General features: G+C 66.3%; 11 protein-coding genes. 3 read left to right on the forward strand and 8 right to left on the reverse strand.

Going from position 1 to position 17447, the window contains the following annotated elements:
- Positions 1 to 155 precede the first annotated feature (155 nt).
- Entirely contained in the window at positions 156 to 2639 is a 2484-nt protein-coding gene (locus ACFPK0_RS07550) for a glycoside hydrolase family 9 protein (RefSeq protein ID WP_377339497.1), read from the forward strand.
- Between the two features lie 37 nt (positions 2640 to 2676).
- On the opposite strand, the gene ACFPK0_RS07555 is transcribed toward ACFPK0_RS07550, so the two are convergent.
- The 7 genes from ACFPK0_RS07555 to ACFPK0_RS07585 form a co-directional block, all read right to left on the reverse strand.
- Complete coding sequence (locus ACFPK0_RS07555) at positions 2677 to 3741, reverse strand: GGDEF domain-containing protein (protein ID WP_377339499.1); 1065 nt, start codon at positions 3739 to 3741, stop codon at positions 2677 to 2679.
- A gap of 189 nt (positions 3742 to 3930) precedes the next feature.
- Entirely contained in the window at positions 3931 to 4608 is a 678-nt protein-coding gene (locus ACFPK0_RS07560; protein WP_156458942.1) for a glycosyltransferase family 2 protein, read from the reverse strand.
- 171 nt (positions 4609 to 4779) lie between these two features.
- On the reverse strand, positions 4780 to 5472 hold the full coding sequence (msrA, locus tag ACFPK0_RS07565) for a peptide-methionine (S)-S-oxide reductase MsrA (RefSeq protein WP_377339502.1): 693 nt from the start codon (positions 5470 to 5472) through the stop codon (positions 4780 to 4782).
- A 1-nt stretch (position 5473) separates the two neighbouring features.
- A complete protein-coding gene (gene msrB, locus ACFPK0_RS07570) occupies positions 5474 to 5998 on the reverse strand; it encodes a peptide-methionine (R)-S-oxide reductase MsrB (RefSeq protein ID WP_377339504.1) in 525 nt (174 codons plus the stop codon).
- Between the two features lie 93 nt (positions 5999 to 6091).
- The gene (locus ACFPK0_RS07575) at positions 6092 to 7438 is read right to left on the reverse strand and encodes an MFS transporter (RefSeq protein WP_377339506.1); all 1347 of its coding nucleotides are present in this window, start codon (positions 7436 to 7438) and stop codon (positions 6092 to 6094) included.
- Between the two features lie 135 nt (positions 7439 to 7573).
- The gene (locus tag ACFPK0_RS07580; protein ID WP_377339508.1) at positions 7574 to 7951 is read right to left on the reverse strand and encodes a nuclear transport factor 2 family protein; all 378 of its coding nucleotides are present in this window, start codon (positions 7949 to 7951) and stop codon (positions 7574 to 7576) included.
- Between the two features lie 11 nt (positions 7952 to 7962).
- Positions 7963 to 8982: an NADP-dependent oxidoreductase gene (locus ACFPK0_RS07585; RefSeq protein WP_377339510.1), complete on the reverse strand. Its 1020-nt coding sequence runs from the start codon at positions 8980 to 8982 to the stop codon at positions 7963 to 7965.
- Between the two features lie 75 nt (positions 8983 to 9057).
- Between ACFPK0_RS07585 and ACFPK0_RS07590 the strand changes: the two genes are divergently transcribed.
- A complete protein-coding gene (locus tag ACFPK0_RS07590; RefSeq protein ID WP_377339512.1) occupies positions 9058 to 9651 on the forward strand; it encodes a TetR/AcrR family transcriptional regulator in 594 nt (197 codons plus the stop codon).
- Positions 9652 to 9978: 327 nt separating this feature from the next.
- On the opposite strand, the gene ACFPK0_RS07595 is transcribed toward ACFPK0_RS07590, so the two are convergent.
- The gene (locus ACFPK0_RS07595) at positions 9979 to 11172 is read right to left on the reverse strand and encodes an aminotransferase-like domain-containing protein (RefSeq protein WP_377339514.1); all 1194 of its coding nucleotides are present in this window, start codon (positions 11170 to 11172) and stop codon (positions 9979 to 9981) included.
- A 262-nt stretch (positions 11173 to 11434) separates the two neighbouring features.
- Between ACFPK0_RS07595 and ACFPK0_RS07600 the strand changes: the two genes are divergently transcribed.
- The gene (locus tag ACFPK0_RS07600) at positions 11435 to 17440 is read left to right on the forward strand and encodes an MG2 domain-containing protein (protein WP_377339516.1); all 6006 of its coding nucleotides are present in this window, start codon (positions 11435 to 11437) and stop codon (positions 17438 to 17440) included.
- Positions 17441 to 17447 lie beyond the last annotated feature (7 nt).

A 17447-nucleotide genomic window follows, 5' to 3' on the forward strand; every position in this document is an offset into this window, starting at 1 on the left:
GTGAGGCGCACCGGCCCGTGGATTTCCGATGCGGGCTTTGCGAAGCCTTCGACGAACGGATACGGGTCGCTTGCTTGCCGTACCCGGACACGTGGGCTAGTTTCTGGCGTTCGCTCACAGCGCGGCCGAACCGGGTCCGCCTCCAGGGGATATCAATGAAACGCACGCTTTCGATGGCCGTCGGTCTGCTGGTGGCACTGGTTGCAAGAGGAGCCGGCGCGGCCCCGGCCGAGCCGCAGCTGAAGCTCAACGACAAGGGCTATTTCGAGGCGCCGGGGCTGAATGTCACGGTGTTTGCCGACATCTATCCCGACGGCCACCAGACGGGCGTGACGGTGATCCAGCATGGCACGCGCGTGGCGGCCAATGGCGATTTGCGGCTTGAGCCGTCGCCGGGGCAGTGGTCGCCGATGCCGGCGGGCGACGGCGAACCGGTGGTCGACGCGGCGACGCAGACCGTCACCCAGACGCTGCACTATCCCGACGAGACGAAGAACCGCAAGGGCTTCAACCCGATCGAGTACCCCGACCTCCATTTCAGCTACCACGTCAGCGTGACGCCGATGGACGGCGATGCGTTCAAGGTCAGCGTCGACCTGGACAAGCCGCTGCCGGCGGAGTGGGAAGGCAAGGTCGGTTTCAATTTCGAGCTGTTTCCCACCGACCTGTTCGGCAAGAGCTGGTTGATGGATCAGGTGTCGGGGATCTTTCCGCGCCAGGCGGACGGCCCCATCAGTGACGACCATGGCCAGCTGATTTCCGCCCCCATGGCCGAAGGCAAAACCCTGGTGGTGGCGCCGGAAAGCAAGCTGCAACGGCTGAAGATCGAGAGCCGCACGGGTCGGCTCGAACTGCTCGACGGGCGCGGCAACCAGAACAACGGCTGGTACATCGTGCGTGAGATCACGCGCCCGGGCGCCACGAAGAATGCGGTGTCGTGGGTCATCACGCCGAACGTCGATCCGGACTGGCGCGGCGCGCCGGTGGTGCAGGTGTCGCAGGTCGGCTATCGACCCGGTCAGGCCAAGACCGTGGTGATCGAGCAGGACAAGCGCGACGACAAGGCCGATGCGCTGATCCTCTACAAGATGACCGCCGGCGGCCCTCGGCAGGTGGCCAGCTTCAGGCCCAAGCCGTGGGGCCATTTCCTGCGCTACAACTACCTGACCGCCGATCTCGGCGCGGTGACCGACCCCGGCATGTACCAGCTGTCCTATCGCGGGCAGAAGACGCACGTTTTCCGCATTGCCGACGATGTCTACGATCGCGGTGTGTGGCAGCCCACGCTCGAATATTTCCTGCCGGTGCAGATGTGCCACATGCTGGTGAAGGAGAACTACCGCACCTGGCACGGACTCGATCATCAGGACGATGCGCGCATGGCGCAAATCGGCGTGCACTTCGACGGCTATGCGCAGGGGCCAGATACGCTGACCCGCTACAAGCCCGGCGACCGCGTGCCAGGCCTGACCTCGGGTGGCTGGCACGATGCCGGCGATTACGACCTGCGCGTCGAGAGCCAGATGGGCACGGTATGGCTGCTGGCCAAGATGGTGGAGGAGTTCGGCCTCGACTACGACGCCACCAGCATCGACGAGACGAAGAAGGTGGCCCACATCCACCGGCCGGACGGCGTCAACGACGCGATCCAGCAGATGGAGCATGGCCTGCTCAGTGTGCTCGGCGGCTACAAGGCGCTGGGCCGCACCTATCGCGGCATCATCGAGCCGACGCTGGAGCAATACGTGCTGCTCGGCGATGTCTCCACCCAGACGGACGGGCTCGATTACGATCCCGCGCTCAAGCCGGGCCAGAAGACCGCGACGACCTCGTCCATTCCAGACGACCGCTGGGTGTTCACCGAGGACAACCCCGATCGCGAACTCACCACGGCGGCGCAACTCGCGACCGCCGCACGGGTGCTAAAGGCGGCGAACCCGGCGATGGCGAAGCAGTCGCTCGATGCCGCGCTCGACCTCTACCGCCACGCCATCGACCGCGCCGACGACCTTGGCGCCAAGGTATTCGCGCTGGCGGAACTGGCGAAAACCACGGCCGACGCGACGTACGTGCAGCGCCTGATCGCCCTGAAGCCGCAGATCGTCGCGCACATCGACAAGACCGGCGCCATGCTGGCCGAAGCGATGCCGCTGATCCACGACCAGGCCTTCATCGACGAGGTCGGAGCGGCGGTGAAAACCTATCAGGCCAAACTCACCGCGGACGCCACCAAGACACCGTACGGCGTGCCGTATGTGCCGTACATCTGGGGTGCTGGCTGGGACATCCAGAAGTTCGGCGTCAGCCAGTATTTCTTCCGCAAGGCGTGGCCGCAATTCACGCCGGACACGCTGCAGATGGAGGCGCTCAACTTCGTGCTCGGCGTGCATCCGGGTGACAACCCCGAGTCGTTCGCCTCCGGTGTGGGCGCGCTGTCCGCCACGGTGGCCTACGGCGGCAACCGCGCCGACTGGAGCTACATCCCCGGCGGCGTGATCTCCGGCACGGCCCTGATTCGACCCGACCTGCCGGAGCTGAAAATCTGGCCCTACTTCTGGCAGCAGCGCGAATACGTGCTGGGCGGCGGCGCCACCAACTTCATGTTTTTGGCGCTGGCGGCGCAGCACGAGGGGAAGTAGGCGGGAGGGGAAAGTGGCGGCATCCTGCGTTCATCGATCACGATGACACCATGTTGCCACCCAGCTTCTTGGCCCGGTAGAGCGCCTTGTCCACCCGCTGAAAAATGGTGTCGGTGGTGTCGCCATCCAGCACCCGCGTGATGCCTACAGATGCGCTCACCAGCGACACCGGCTCGATCGACAATTCAGTGATGGATTTTCGCAGCCGCTCGGCCAGTGCGTGCAGGGCAGTGGCATCGACATCCGGCACGACGACGAGGAACTCCTCGCCGCCCCAACGGGCCAGGCATTCGTTCTTGCGCAGCAGCTCCTGACATCGCTGCGCCACCTGCTGCAAGACGCGATCGCCAACCGGATGGCCGTAGGTGTCGTTGATCGCCTTGAAGTGATCCATGTCGAACATGATCACGCCTGCCGGGATCTGCCGGGTGAGCAGGTCTCGCAGTACCAGTTCGCAGAAGCGGCGGTTGTAGATGCGGGTCAGCGGATCCCGGTTGACCATGGCTTCCATGTGGGCCTGCTCCGAGACCAGGTGCTGGATCCTTCTGGTCAGTTTGCGCTGCACCGGCAGCAGCACCAGCAGCAGCACGAAGACTGGCCCATAGCTCATCAATAGGTCGGCGCCTCGCGGCGTGCGTATTTCCTGGGGATGGGCAAACAGGTAGACCAGCACCGGCAAGGCCACCAGCAGCCAGCCGGCCACGACGATCGTCACGCCATCGCGGGTCGGCAGGTAGATCATTGCCGTCACCATCAGCACCAGCAGCAGCGAGCCGATCGGCGGATAGATGTCGATCAACCGCAGTCCCTGCGTCTGCGTGGCCTGCCAGGTGTAGAACCACGCTGGCGCGACAAGTGCGGCCAGCGCGGCCGCCAACGCGACGCGCATGATGAGACCAAGGCGATGCGGCCAGCGCACAAGCATGATCAGCAGGACAAGAAAGAAGACGCACGTGAGCGGCGGGATCACCATGTCCATCGGCCGGTGCACGGGCCCGAGCCAGGCGAGCGCGGTGGCTGCAGCGCCGGCAAGCGATGTCAGCGACAAGGTGATCATGCTTGCGCCGTGAAGGAGACGATCGCGGGAAACGGATGGCGCCATGTGGGGAGAATCCTCGGCGAGTAGATGAGTGTAGCCGAGGCCGATTTGCGTGCGGGCAGGGCGCATGCCGTGATGGTTGCGGCCACTCCGCCATCGCGAACTGAGGTGCCGGCGTGGTTGCCCGCCGCCGCAAGTGCATCGATTCTGGCTGCGGGATGGCGGCTGTCCGGCCGAGCGCCAAGGGGGCGCTCAGCCCGCGACGGTTTCGGCCACCACATGCTGCCGGGAAGGCTGGGTCTGCCGCGCCTGATGACCGGTGATGCTGTCGGCGTGATCGCGGTGATAGACGTAGGTGCGATGGGTCAGCCACGCGGTTCGTGTGCCCATGATCCGCAGTTGCGTCATCAGTGCGGCGTCTTCGGCGTAACTGATATCGGGAAAGCCGCCGGCGCGCAGGATCGCCTCGCGCCGGACGGTGATCATGCCCACGCCGATGCAGCGATCGACATGGATCATCTCGCCGGGATGCATACAGCTCGGCACGAAGGGATTGCCGACGATGCGCATCGGCGACAACCACAGCTCGGTAGCGGGTTGCGCGGCGATGGCCTCGCGGCGCAGGGCAAGGTGATCGGGCAGCAGTTCGTCATCGCTGTCCAGGAACACGATCCACTTGCCGCGCGCGTGGCGCAGCAGCGCATTGCGGCTTGCCGCCGGCCCACGGTTGGCGTGTCGCCAGCAGCGCACGCGGCCGTCGCGGCGCGTCCAGTCGCACAGCGACGCCCATGTGCCGTCGGACGAGCCGTCGTCGGCAATCAGCAGCTCCCACGATGACTCCTGCTGCGCCAGCACCGACGCCAGCGCGCGGTCGAGCCATGCGACGCGGTTCCAGGTGGGCATGACGATGGAGAAGAACGGTGTCGACATGAAGCTCGGCTGGCTTTTCGGGAGAGGCTCGCGGACGAGTCCGGTCGCCACGATCACGTGCGCCCGCGCGGTTGCGCGGGGCCATGGCACGGATCGGATGAAGCAGGGGCGCAAAAGGTTCCCGGGCTGTGAAGCCTGGCAAGCGCATGCGCGGTGCGTGGCCCGCGTCAGCTAACCGGCATTGCCCCAGATCTGCTGCAGGCGCTGGTCCCGGCCGCAGCCGTAGCGGTAGTACTTGTAGCGCAGCGGATTTTTCCGGTAATAAGCCTGGTGGTATTCCTCGGCCGGGTAGAAGGTTGCGGCCGGTTCGATGCGGGTGGCGATGGGGCGCTTGAAGCGTGGGTCGGCCTGTATCGCGCGCAGGCTTGCCTCGGCCTCGCCGCGTTGCTGCGGTCCGATCGGGAATATCGCGCTGCGGTACTGGTCACCGACGTCGCAGAACTGCCGGTTCACCGCCACCGGATCGATGTTGTGCCAGAACACGTCCAGCAGCTTCGGGTAGCTGACCTTGCGCGGGTCGTAGGTCACCCGCACCGCCTCGGCATGGCCGGTGCCGCCGGCGGATACCTGCCGGTAAGTTGGCCGGGATGTGTGGCCGCCGGTGTAGCCGGCTTCGGTGGAAATCACGCCGGGGAGCTTGTCGTAGGGCGGCTGCATGCACCAGAAGCAACCGCCCGCGAACACGGCTACGGCCGTGCCGCCCGAGGTCCGCGCCGATGACGGAGCGTCGACCGTTCTGGATGACGGGCTGGTAGCGCCCGCGCCGGAGGGCGCGCAGGCGGCCAGTACGATCAGCATCGGCAGGCTCGCCAACGCCCGCAGCCATGAAGGATGCCGCAGCGCGGCCAGGGCATGCATGCTCATGTCAGCCTCTCAGCGCGGGCAGCGGCTGACCTTCCGGCACGAAGCGCAACGCCAGCCCGTTGTTGCACCAGCGCGTGCCCAGCGGCGGCGGGCCGTCGTGGAAGATGTGCCCTTGATGACCGCCGCAGCGGGCGCAGTGGTATTCGGTGCGCGGAATCATCAGCACGAAATCGCGCTTGGTCGCCGTACGCCCGGGCAGCGCCTGGGTGAAGCTAGGCCAGCCGGTACCGCTTTCGAACTTGTGCTCGCTGGCGAACAACGGCGACCAGCACGCTGCGCAGAGGAAGGTGCCGGCACGCTTTTCCGCATTCAGCGGGCTGCTGCCGGAACGCTCGGTGTCTTCCTCGAACAACACCTTGAACGCCGCGGGGCTGACCTTGTCACGCCAGAAAGCCGGCGGCACGTCCAGCGCTTTTACCGTTGCGGCGTCCGAGCCGGCGGGTGGCGCGACGGTGCGCGCGCAGGCTGACAGCCAGGGCAGGGTTGCCGCGGCTCCAAGATATTTCAGGACACTGCGTCGTTTCATGGTTCAACTCCGGAAGACTGGCGTTGGTGGCCGTGGGTAGCTTGTGTCGAGCGGCAGCTCCGATGCGGGACGGCTCGTGCGGGTGGTTGTGCGCTAGCGCGTGCCGCCATCGGCCTGATCGTCGCTCAACAAGCTATTCGTTGCCCGGTGCGTTTTCGTTACATGCCACCCCGGACGCGTCTCCGGCATGGTCAGGAAGGCCGGCAGCACGACAAGCGCCACCGCCGCGATCATGGCGCCGGGCACCGCGTTCCAGCCGGTTTGCTGGACCAGAAGCTCGGCGAGGAACGGCGTCAGGCCGCCGAAGATGGCTGTCGCCATGGTGACACCCAGGGCCAGGCCGCTGAGCCGGCCTTCGCCCGGAAACTGTTCGGCGGTGGCCGGCGCGCCCACGGCACTGACGCCGCCGGCAAGGCAGGCCAGCACGATCGCGCCGCCCGCTATCGCCAAGTCACCGCCGCCGCCCATCAGGCCGAACATCGCCAGCGGCAACAGCATGCTGGCGAAGGCGAACGCGATCAGCACCGGCTTGCGACCAACCCGGTCGGATAGCGCACCAGCCAGCGGTGTGACGAGGATGACCGCCACGGCAGCGCCGCTCGACATCCACAGCGAACGGCCTTCGGCGAGGATGCCGGACGAGGTCAGGAACGCCGGTACATAGGTGATGCCCACGTAATAGGTGATCGAGCCCAGCGCCGAGATGGCGAAGGTGCGCAGCAGCGCGGGTTTGTGGTGGGCGAGCGTGTGGCGCAGCGGCGCATCGGGCACGGTGTGCTGCCGCACCTGGCGCAGGAAATCCGGTGACTCCTGCATGGTGGATCGCGCAAACCACACGCAGCCGGCCAGCGCCGCGCCCACGAAGAACGGAATGCGCCAGCCCCAGGCGTCGAGATGGGCAGCGCTCATCAGCGCTACCGTCAGTGCGGACAGCGCCACCGCCAGCAGCGCCCCGATCTCGCTGGCGGCGGACGCCAGCGAGGTGATCAGGCCGCGGCGATCCGGCCGCGCACCTTCCAGCAGATAGGCCACCACGCCGGTGTATTCGCCGCCCACCGAGAACGCCATGAGGCAACGCAGCAGGATCAGCAACACGCCCGCCGCCGGCCCGATCGCCGCGTAGTCGGGCAGCAGCGCCGTCGCCAGCATCGCCAGCGTCATCAACATCATCGACAGCAGCAAGGTGCGTCGCCGCCCGAGACGGTCGCCGATATGGCCGAACACCATCGCGCCGAACGGCCGCATCGCGTAGGAAATGGCGAACCCGCCCAGCGTCGCCAGCAGCGAGTTCTCGCCACCCCCGAAAAACACCCGCGACAGCACCGTGGCGAAATACAGGTACAGCGTGAAGTCGTACCACTCCACCACCGTCGACAGTGCCGCCACAATCATGGAGCTGCGCGAGACTTGGGGCGTGCTGTGCTTTTCGGGCCGGGTCATGCAGGTGGGTGCGAAGGGGATCAGGGCAGGAGTCGGAGCAGGCAGTCTATTGCGCATTGGCCGGCGAGGTGCGCTGCCCTGAAGGGCATGGTGAGGAACAGGACGACGATGCAACGACGCCCGCATGCCATCGCTTCAAGTCGATCCAGGCATCTCCTGCTGCTGTTCGAGCAACAGCGTCGTCTCTTCGATGCGTGCGAAACGCCCGTCCGGGTCCCGTGTCGCAAACACGTAGACCTCTTGCCGGATTCGCCCGCCGTCGCGCTCGAGCAGGTCGATGACATGGCGTTCGGCGTAGCGGTCGGCATCACCAAGTTCGTCCAAAACGGTGATCGTGGCGTGCGCGACCACGTCCCGGAAATGGTTGATGCGGGCGAGGAAAGTGGCCCGGTCGTCCCATGTCCCGTTCGTGCGCTGGCGGAAATCGGGACCGAAGTGCCGGTCGACCGCTTCGGCGGCCGTCAGCTGGCGATTGTTGAGAAGGTCTTCGATGGCGTCCTTGAGGGTGGTCATGACGAGCTCCCTCAGCGGACCGTGAGCACGATCTTTCCCTGGATATGCCCGTGGGCCGCCCGTTCGTGCGCCTTGCGCGCATCCGCCAGGGCGAACGTGCTGTCGACCGCGACGCGTACCGTCCCGGCGTCGAGCAGCTCGCCGAGTTCCGCCAGTTGGGCGCCGCTTGAGCGGACTTGCGTTGCGGACACGGTGACGCCCAGCTTGCCGGCCTCGTCCGCACCAGCGAAGCCCAGCGGAAAGATCGGGAACAACGCGCCACCACGCTTGAGCGTGCGCAGGAAGCGCGCCGCGCCCGGTCCACCCACGGCGTCAACGACCAGGTCGACGTCGCGAACCACCTCTTCGGGCGCCGTCTTCGTGTAATCGATGAATTCGTCCGCGCCCAGGTCGCGCAGGAACGCCTCATGCCTGCCGGACGCCACGGCGATCACCCGCGCTCCTTTCCACCTGGCCAGTTGCACGGCGAAATGACCCACGCCGCCGGCGGCGCCGTTGACCAGCACGGTCCTGCCTGCCAGCGGCACCGGCTGGTGCGCGTGCGGCTGAAGCGGGTTGGGAGCGTCGTGGCCCAGTTCGATCATGAACTGCCAGGCGGTGAGCAGGGACATCGGTGCGCCGGCGGCGTGCACGTGATCGATCCCGGCGGGCTTGCGTGCGACTTCCGCCGAGGGCACCGCGACATACTCGGCGTAGGCTTTGCTGTCCCCGGCAAGGCCTTCGGGAAAGCGGACCATCGAATACACCTCGTCACCGATGGCGAAATTGGCGACGTCATCGGCAAGCGCGGCGACCACGCCCGACACATCCGTCCCCGGAATGATGGGCAGGTACATTGGCGGCCGCCATTCCGGCGGCAAGCTGGCGTACCCCTCGCGCAAATACCAGTCGGGTGGATTGACGCCCACCGCGTGCACGCGGATGAGCACTTCGCCAGGCTTCACTCCGGGCGGCGGCGCGTCTTCGTAACGCAATACGTCGGGGCCGCCGAAGGTGTGCAGCCGGATCGCTTTCATCGTGTTTGTCGGCATCAGCCTGTCCTTCTATAATTAACGGAGCGGTGTTCCGATTATGCGGAGCAATGCTCCGTTTATCAAGAGGCCATCATGCGAGCTGATGCCAGGAAGAACTACGAGGACCTGCTCACCGTTGCGCGCGGCGTCGTCGTCGAGCAGGGCGCCGGCGCGTCGCTGCGCGACGTGGCGCGAAGGGCCGGCGTCGGGCTCGGCACGCTTTACCGGCACTTCCCCACGCGCGAGTCGTTGCTTGAGGCCTTGTTGCGCGAAAGCTTCGATGGCCTGACGACGAAGGCCATCGAACGCGAAACGTCAGCTTCGCCGGGCGACGCACTGGTGACGTGGCTGCGCGACGTGGTCACGCTGGCCAACGATTACCGCGACGTGGTGGCATCGATGGTCGCTGCCATCGATGACGAGGACTCGGCGCTCCATGCGTCGTGCGTAAGCATGAAGGCAGCCGGCGCAAGGTTGCTCGCTCGCGCACAAGCGGAAGGCGTGGCACGGGCCGATATCGATGGGGCGGACCTGTTTGCGTTGGTGGCGGCGCTGGCGTGGCTCGGCGATCAGCCCGCGCTGGCGTCGCGCGCGGATCGTCTGTTCGGCGTCATCGCCGGGGCGCTGCTGTTGGATCAAGCCGGTGGCGGTGCCAAGCCCAAGGGGGCGCGTCGCACCAAGGGATAGCCGCTGAGAGGTCGTGGAAGAATCGGAGGCTCCGCTTTCGCTTCCCCTGCGTAGAGGGGGACAAAACGGTAGGATGGCCGTTTTGTGCGGCGCGAGCCGCCCGCCGGACGAACGCCGTGGATGGCGCGTGTACAGTTGCCCATCATTCTTGATTCCTTCCCCCGCTCGCGGGGGAAGGTGCCCGACAGGGCGGATGGGGGCGCTCTTCGGTCGGCGTGAAGAACAACAGCAGCGCGGCTAGCCGCGCCCCCATCCGCCTTCGGCACCTTCCCCCGCAAGCGGGGGAAGGAACAATATGACGCCGCCATGCTGCGCGGTCTTTCGTACTTACATCCGTGCGGCGATCAGCTTGCCCAGAACGGCGATGCCATGGCGTATGCGTTCCGGCGGCACAGTGACGAACGACAGGCGCAGCGTGTTGGTTTCCGGTGCGTTCGCGTAGAACGGGGCGCCGGGCACGAACGCCACGTTTTCCTTGATCGCGGCGTCCAGCAGTTCCATCGCGTCGATGTGCGGCGGCAGCGTGGCCCAGATGAACATGCCGCCTTCGGGCTTGGTCCAGGTGGCGCTGGCGGGAAAGTGTTCGGCCATCGCGTCCAGCATCACCTGGCACTGGTTGCCATACAGCTCGCGGATGGTGGGGATGTGGCGATCGAGGAAACCGTCCTTCACCACCTCGTGCACCACCATCTGGGTGAGTTGCGCCGTGTGCAGGTCGGCCGCCTGCTTGGCCCTTTCCAGGACGCGCACCAGCGGCAACGGGGCGACGACATAGCCCAGCCGGATACCGGGCGTCAGCACTTTCGAGAACGAGCCCATGTAGATCACGCCGGCCGGGTTCATCGCCACCATCTTCGGCAGCGGGTTGCCCTTGTATGAGAGCGCGCCGTACGGATCATCCTCGATCAGCGGCAGGCCGAGGCCGGCGCAGGTTTCCACCAGCTCGACGCGACGCGCGGTGGACAGCGTGCGGCCGGTCGGATTCTGGAAATTGGGCAGCGCGTACAGCAGGCGTGCGCCTTCGGCGACGGCGGGGATCGAAGAAGGTACCAGGCCGTTGTCGTCCGTCAGCACCGATTTGAATTCGGGCCGGTACACGGAGAACGCCTGCAGGGCGCCCAGGTAGCTCGGCGTTTCTACCAGCACGCGACTGCCTTCGTCGATCAGCACCTTGCCCAGCAGGTCCAATGCCTGCTGCGAGCCGGACACCATCAGCACCTGCTCCGGCACGATCGTGGCGCCATCCCTCGAGAGCATCTCGGCGATCCACTGGCGCAGCGGCGGATAGCCGTCCGTCGGACCGTACTGCAGCGCGGTCTTGCCGGCCGTGGACAGCACCTTGTCGAATGCCGCCTTCATCGCGTCGACCGGAAAGGTGGCCGGCGAGGGCAGGCCGCCAGCGAACGAGATGATCTGCGGCTGCTGCGTGATCTTCAGGATTTCGCGAATGAACGAGCTTTGCAGCTGCCCGGCACGCTCGGAAAAACGCCATGCGATGGGGCTGGGACTTTCGATGTTCATTCGGTGCTCTTCGGCGGCAGGGGCGTCGGGCGATTATCCAACAAGCGCGAACGGCGCGCGTTCATTGCGTCCCGTCTTGAGGCGGCTTGGCACAACCGGCTGCCCAAAAATCGGGTGGCTCGCCGTGCTGGCACCCACGGTTCGCGCCTTCCCGCCGATCGCCGCGCACGTCCCCACATTGGCCACAATCGCCGGTTACTATCCCCACCAGTGGTCACGCCCGTCCTGCCGGACGGCGCCTTCTGGATGATGGGGAAACACCATGGATTTGCTGAAATGGCTGCTGATGCTGCCCTGGCGTGTAATGCGCTGGCTGACCCGCATGCTTGGCGCCGGCCTGCGGCCCCTGCTGGGTGATGTCAGTTGGGGGGCGCCGGGCTGGATGCACGTGGTGCGGCGGCATCCGCGCCGTTCCGGCGGCGTTGCTCTGGCCTTCGTCGGGCTGGCGCTGGCTGGCTGGTTTGGCTGGCAGTGGTATCAGCATCGGCCGCGTCCGCAGCAGATGACATTCGAGGTGACGGCACCGGCCATCACCGATTACACCCAGGACACGCCGGTCATCCAGCCGCTGGTGGTGACGTTCTCCGGTTCGGCTGCACCGATCGAGCAAGTCGACAAGGCCGTCACCGACGGCATCGCCAGTAGCCCCGCGGTGAAGGGCCAATGGAAGTGGACGGACGACCGCACCCTCACGTTCACACCCTCGGCCGATTGGCCGGTGGGGCAGAAGTACACGGTGCGCCTGGACGCGCCCAAGCTGCTGGCGCCGCAGGTGCACCTGGCCGAGAGCCGCTTCGATTTCAGCACCGAGGCATTCACCGCCACCCTGGGCGAGGGCGAGTTCTACCAGGATCCGCAAAACGCCAGCGCCAAGCAGGTGATCCAGAAGCTGGACTTCAACTATCCGGTGGACCCGGCGCAGCTGGAAAAACGCATCAGCCTGTCGAACGCTGATGCGGACGGCAAGGCCACCACGCCGGTCAAGTTCAGCGTCACCTACGGCAAGGACAAGCTGCACGCGTGGATCCACTCGCAGCAACTGGCGTTGCCGCATGATCCGGGCCTGCTGCTGGTGAACGTGGATGACGGCGTCTCCAGTTCGCGCGGCGGCGACGGCACGCGCGATGCCCTGCACGCGCGGGTACGCATCCCCGGCCTCTACAGCCTCACCGTCGATGACGTCAGGCCGACCCTGGTCGACGATGACAAGAACGAACCGCAGCAGGTGCTGGTGCTGAATTTCACCGGCGCGGTGCGCACGGACGAGGTTGTTCCGCTGGTCCATGCGTGGGTGTTGCCGAAGCAAAAGTCGGGTCGTCCCGATAGCGGTGACGGCGGTCAGTATCCGTGGGATGTGTCGCAGGTCGGCACCGACGTGCTGCGGCAATCGCAGGTGTTGCCGCTCACCGCCACGCCGACGGAAGAGAACTACCAGGCGCTGCAAAGTTTCGGCTTCCACGCGCAGCCGGGCCAGCGCATCTACGTTCGGATCGACAAGGGGCTGAAGTCCTTTGGCGGCTATGTGCAGGGCCAGCCGGTGGCGCGGGTGATCACGGTGCCGAAATATCCGCAGTTGCTGCGCTTCGTCGGCTCCGGCTCGCTGCTGTCGATGAGCGGCAGCAAGCGCCTTTCGGTGGTGTCGCGCAACCTGCCGGGCATGCGTCTGGTGGTGGGCCGCGTGCTGCCCGATCAGCTGCAGCATCTGGTCAGCCTCAATCAGGGCGACTACAGCCACCCGCAGCTGATGTACGGCTTCAGCGAGGACCAGATCGTCGAGCGCTACGTGGTCAAGCAGGCCTTGTCCGACGATGATCCGGCGAAGGCCAGCTACACCGGCGTCGATCTGGGCAAATATCTGGCCGACGGCAAGCGCGGCGTCTTCCTCCTGCATCTGGGGGGCTACGATCCGGCGGTCGAGAAGCGTGCGGAGCGCGATGCGGCCCGCCGCTGCACGGCGGCAAAACAACTGTTGGCGCCAGCAGCCGGTACGTCGACGAACGCGCCGGCGTCAGCGGGCATTCCGGCCTGCGACCCCGTCGATGAAAGCGCCGGCAGCATGGGTGACGCGCCCACCGACAGCCGCCTGATCGTGGTCACCGATCTGGGCATGCTGGTGAAGAAGGCCGATGACAGCAGCCAGGATGTGTTCGTGCAATCCATCCACGGCGGCCAGCCGGTGGCGGGTGCCACGGTGGCGGTGGTGGCGGTGAACGGCAAAACCTTGCTGTCGCGCACGACCGGTGCCGACGGCATGGCGAGTTTCCCCAGCCTGGCGGGCTTCGATCACGACCGGCGGCCGGTGATGTATCTGGTCACCCATGGCGCGGACATGTCGTTCCTGCCGATCGGTGCCAGCGGGCGGGAGCTGGATTACTCGCGCTTCGACGTGGGCGGTGCCGACAACGCGCCGAATCCGGGCCGGCTGTCCGCCCACCTGTTCTCCGACCGCGGCTTGTATCGACCGGGCGAGATGATGCATATCGGCCTGATCGTGCGCGCGGCCAGCTGGACGCGCAGCGTCGCCGGCATTCCGCTGCAGGCGGAGATCGTCGACCCGCGCGGCAATACGGTGAAACAGTTTCCGCTGGCGCTGGACCGCTCCGGTTTCGGCGAGCTGAGCTACACCACGGCCGACACCGCGGCCACCGGCGCGTGGACGGTGAACCTCTACATCATGCGTGATGGCCAGGCCGACACGCAGATCGGCAGTACCACGGTGCAGGTGAAGGAGTTCCTGCCCGATCGCATGAAGGTGCGCGCCAGCCTGTCGCAAACCGTCACCGAAGGCTGGGTGAAACCGGCGCAGCTGCAGGGCGTGGTGGACGCGCAGAACCTGTTCGGCACGCCCGCGGCCAACCGGCGCGTGGCGGTATCGATGAGCCTGCAGCCGGCGTTCCCCGCGTTCAAGAGCTGGTCCGGCTGGAACTTCTACGACATCCGCCGCGCCAAGCAGGGCTACCAGCAGGAGCTGCAGGATCAGCAGACGGATGCCCAGGGCCATGCCGCGTTCGCGCTGGATCTTTCGCGCTACGAGGACGCGACCTACCAGCTGCATCTGCTGGCCAAGGTCTACGAGGCGGACGGTGGCCGCGCCGTGGCCGCGGCGACCGAATCGATGGTCTCCAATGACGACTGGCTGGTGGGCTACAAGAGCGTGGACAACCTCGATTACATCGACCGCGATGCAGTGCGCCGCGTGCGTCTGGTGGCGATCGACCCGCAGGCGAAGTCGATCGCGCTGCCGGGGCTCACGGCGCAGCTGGTCGAGCGCAAATACGTATCGGTGCTGACCAAGCAGTATTCGGGCGTCTACAAATACGAGTCGCGGCTCAAGGAAATACCGCTGGAAAAACGCCCGCTGACGATTGCCGCCGGCGGTATGGATTACACCTTGCCCACCGACAAGCCCGGCAACTACGCCTTGCTGATCCTGCGCGCCAATGACGGCAAGGAGGTCAACCGGGTGGAGTATTCGGTGGCCGGTGCGGCCAACCTGTCGCGCTCGCTGGAGCGCAATGCCGAGCTGCAACTGACCCTGGACAAGCGTGTCTACCAGCCGGGCGACACCATCGAGGTGGCCATCCATGCGCCCTACGTGGGCAGCGGCCTGATCACGCTGGAGCGCGACAAGGTCTACGCGCATGCATGGTTCCGTACCGACACCACCAGTTCGGTGCAGCACATCACCATTCCCGCGGGTTTCGAGGGCAACGGCTACGTCAACGTGCAGTTCGTGCGCGATCCGTCGTCCGACGCCGTTTTCATGAGTCCGCTCAGTTACGGCGTGGCGCCGTTCCGTCTGAGCCGTGAGGCGCACCTGGACAAGCTGGACGTGGCGGTGCGGGCGCTGATCAAGCCTGGCACCACCGCCACGTTCAAGTTGCATGCGGCCCAGCCGGCGAAAGTGGTGCTGTTCGCGGTGAACGAGGGCATCCTGCAGGTGGCGCGCTACGAATTGCAGGATCCGCTGGAATACTTCTTCCGCAAGCGCATGCTGGGCGTGTCCACCGCGCAGATCCTCGACCTGATCCTGCCCGACTTCGAGAAGCTGATGTCGCTGTCGGCGGCGACCGGCGGCGACGCCGACGCGGCGATCGGGCGGCAGCTGAACCCGTTCAGCCGCAAGAAAAAGGCGCCGGTGGCGTACTGGTCCGGTATCGTCGATGTCGATGGCGACAGGGATTTCCATTATGACGTGCCGGACGATTTCAACGGCACGTTGCGGGTGATGGCGGTGGCGGTGTCGCCCGACCGCATCGGCACCTGGCAGGGCACGACCACCGTGCGCGGCGATTTCGTGTTGTCGCCGAACGTGCCGACCACGCTGGCGCCGGGCGACGAGGCGGAAGTCAGCGTGGGCGTGGCCAACAACCTCACCGACATCGGCAAGCAGGCGGTGCCGGTGGCGGTCACGCTGAAGACGGGCGCGGGGCTGGCGGTGGTCGGTGCGGCCACGCAGAACATCGACCTGGCCTCGATGCGCGAAGGCGTGCTGCTGTTCCGGGTCAAGGCCACCGACACGCTGGGCTCGGCCGATCTCGCCTTCAGCGCCAGCCACGGTGCGCACGCGGCCCGGCAGACGGTCGACCTGTCGGTGCGGCCGAACGTGCCGTATCGCACCTCGATCTCCACTACCCGGGTGAAGCCGGGTAGCCAGGTGGACGATGCTTCGCTGCGCGCGTTGTACGCGCCGTATGCGCGGCGCGACGCGGTGCTGTCGTCCTCGCCGGTGGTGCTGGCGCGCGGGCTCACCAGCTACCTGATCAACTACCCCAACTACTGCACCGAGCAGATCATCAGCTCGGCGATGCCGCGCCTGATCGTGGCCAACTGGGATGCGGCACCCGCATTCGTGCAGGCGCTGCAACCGGCGTTCGAGGGCAAGCCGGTCAGCAACGCCAAGGCGCTGGGAGATTTCATCAGTACCCTGGAAACGCGCCAGAACGATGCCGGTGGTTTCGGCCTGTGGTCGGCCACGCCGACCTCGCTGCCGTTCGTCTCTGCCTACGCGATGAACTTCCTGCTGGAGGCACGCGAGCGTGGCGTGGCGGTACCGCAGAACGTGCTCGACAACGGCAATGCCTACCTGCGCGAACTGGCGGCAGACGACAGCCTCACCTCGCTGGCGCAACTGCGCGACCGCGCCTACGCGATCTACCTGCTGACCGTGCAGGGCAACGTCACCACCAACCAGATCGCCGCCGTGCAGCAGCGTCTGGAGGTGTTGTACGCGAAGCAGTGGCGCAGCGATCTGGCCGCCGCCTGGCTGGCCGCGTCGTACAAGTTGCTGCAACAGGACGATGAAGCCGACAAGCTGATCGCCGGGCCGATCAAGGTGCTGGAACGCGGCAAGCCGGACAGCGACAGCTTCGAATTCGCCGAGTACTACAGCCCCGCGGTGCGCGATGCCAGCGTGCTGTACATCGTGTCGCGGCAATTCCCGGCGCAGGCCAAGGTACTGCCGCCACAGGTGTTCGAGAACATCGCCTGGCCGCTGCAACGGAACGACTACAACACGCTGTCGTCGGCGATGACGATCCTGGCGCTGGACAGTTACGCCGGCATGGAGCCGGGCAACCTCGCCAAGCTTTCCATCGAGGCGGTCGGCACGGGTGGCGCGGTGACATCCATCGGCAAGGCGCAAGGCCACCTGCTGCAGGCGCAAACGTGGGATGCGGCGACGGCCAAGCTGCGCTTCGTCAATCACAGCACGCAAAGCGCGTGGGGCGTGCTGACCCAGAGCGGCTACGACCGCCAGGCGCCGGCCAAGGCGATCAAGCAGGGCCTGGAAATCGTGCGCGATTACACCGACGACAAGGGACGGCCGTTGGACAAGATCACCGTGGGGCAGGAGATCGACGTGCACGTGAAGGTTCGCGCCATCGGCGACGAGGAGCTGGACGACATTGCCGTGGTGGATCTGCTGCCCGGCGGCTTCGACCCCGTGCTGCGCACGCCGCCGCCCGCAAACACCGACACCTCGGATGACGGCGAATATGCCGACGACGAGAGCGCGCAGGCGCAATGGACGTCGCCGCTGGGCCTGGACAGCTCCAGCTGGCACGCCGATCACGCCGACGTGCGCGAGGATCGGGTGGTGATCTACGGTTCGGTATCGTCGGACGTGCGCGAATTCGTGTACCGCATCCGCGCCACCAATGCGGGCAGCTTCCGGATTCCGCCGGCCTATGCCTCGGCCATGTACCGGCCCAGCGTGCAGGCCGAAGCGCCTGCCGCCGGCGTGCTGACCGTGGTGCGACCGAAGTGAGCTGAGG

It is taken from the genome of Rhodanobacter ginsenosidimutans (assembly GCF_042655685.1).
GTDB lineage: Bacteria > Pseudomonadota > Gammaproteobacteria > Xanthomonadales > Rhodanobacteraceae > Rhodanobacter > Rhodanobacter ginsenosidimutans.

Bases quoted from the DNA above. Each gene is read 5' to 3' on its own strand.
- ACFPK0_RS07550 (WP_377339497.1), top strand. From the start codon at position 156: ATGAAACGCACGCTTTCGATGGCCGTCGGTCTGCTGGTGGCACTGGTT.
- ACFPK0_RS07555 (WP_377339499.1), bottom strand. From the start codon at position 3,741: ATGGCGCCATCCGTTTCCCGCGATCGTCTCCTTCACGGCGCAAGCATG.
- ACFPK0_RS07560 (WP_156458942.1), bottom strand. From the start codon at position 4,608: ATGTCGACACCGTTCTTCTCCATCGTCATGCCCACCTGGAACCGCGTC.
- msrA (WP_377339502.1), bottom strand. From the start codon at position 5,472: ATGAGCATGCATGCCCTGGCCGCGCTGCGGCATCCTTCATGGCTGCGG.
- msrB (WP_377339504.1), bottom strand. From the start codon at position 5,998: ATGAAACGACGCAGTGTCCTGAAATATCTTGGAGCCGCGGCAACCCTG.
- ACFPK0_RS07575 (WP_377339506.1), bottom strand. From the start codon at position 7,438: ATGACCCGGCCCGAAAAGCACAGCACGCCCCAAGTCTCGCGCAGCTCC.
- ACFPK0_RS07580 (WP_377339508.1), bottom strand. From the start codon at position 7,951: ATGACCACCCTCAAGGACGCCATCGAAGACCTTCTCAACAATCGCCAG.
- ACFPK0_RS07585 (WP_377339510.1), bottom strand. From the start codon at position 8,982: ATGCCGACAAACACGATGAAAGCGATCCGGCTGCACACCTTCGGCGGC.
- ACFPK0_RS07590 (WP_377339512.1), top strand. From the start codon at position 9,058: ATGCGAGCTGATGCCAGGAAGAACTACGAGGACCTGCTCACCGTTGCG.
- ACFPK0_RS07595 (WP_377339514.1), bottom strand. From the start codon at position 11,172: ATGAACATCGAAAGTCCCAGCCCCATCGCATGGCGTTTTTCCGAGCGT.
- ACFPK0_RS07600 (WP_377339516.1), top strand. From the start codon at position 11,435: ATGGATTTGCTGAAATGGCTGCTGATGCTGCCCTGGCGTGTAATGCGC.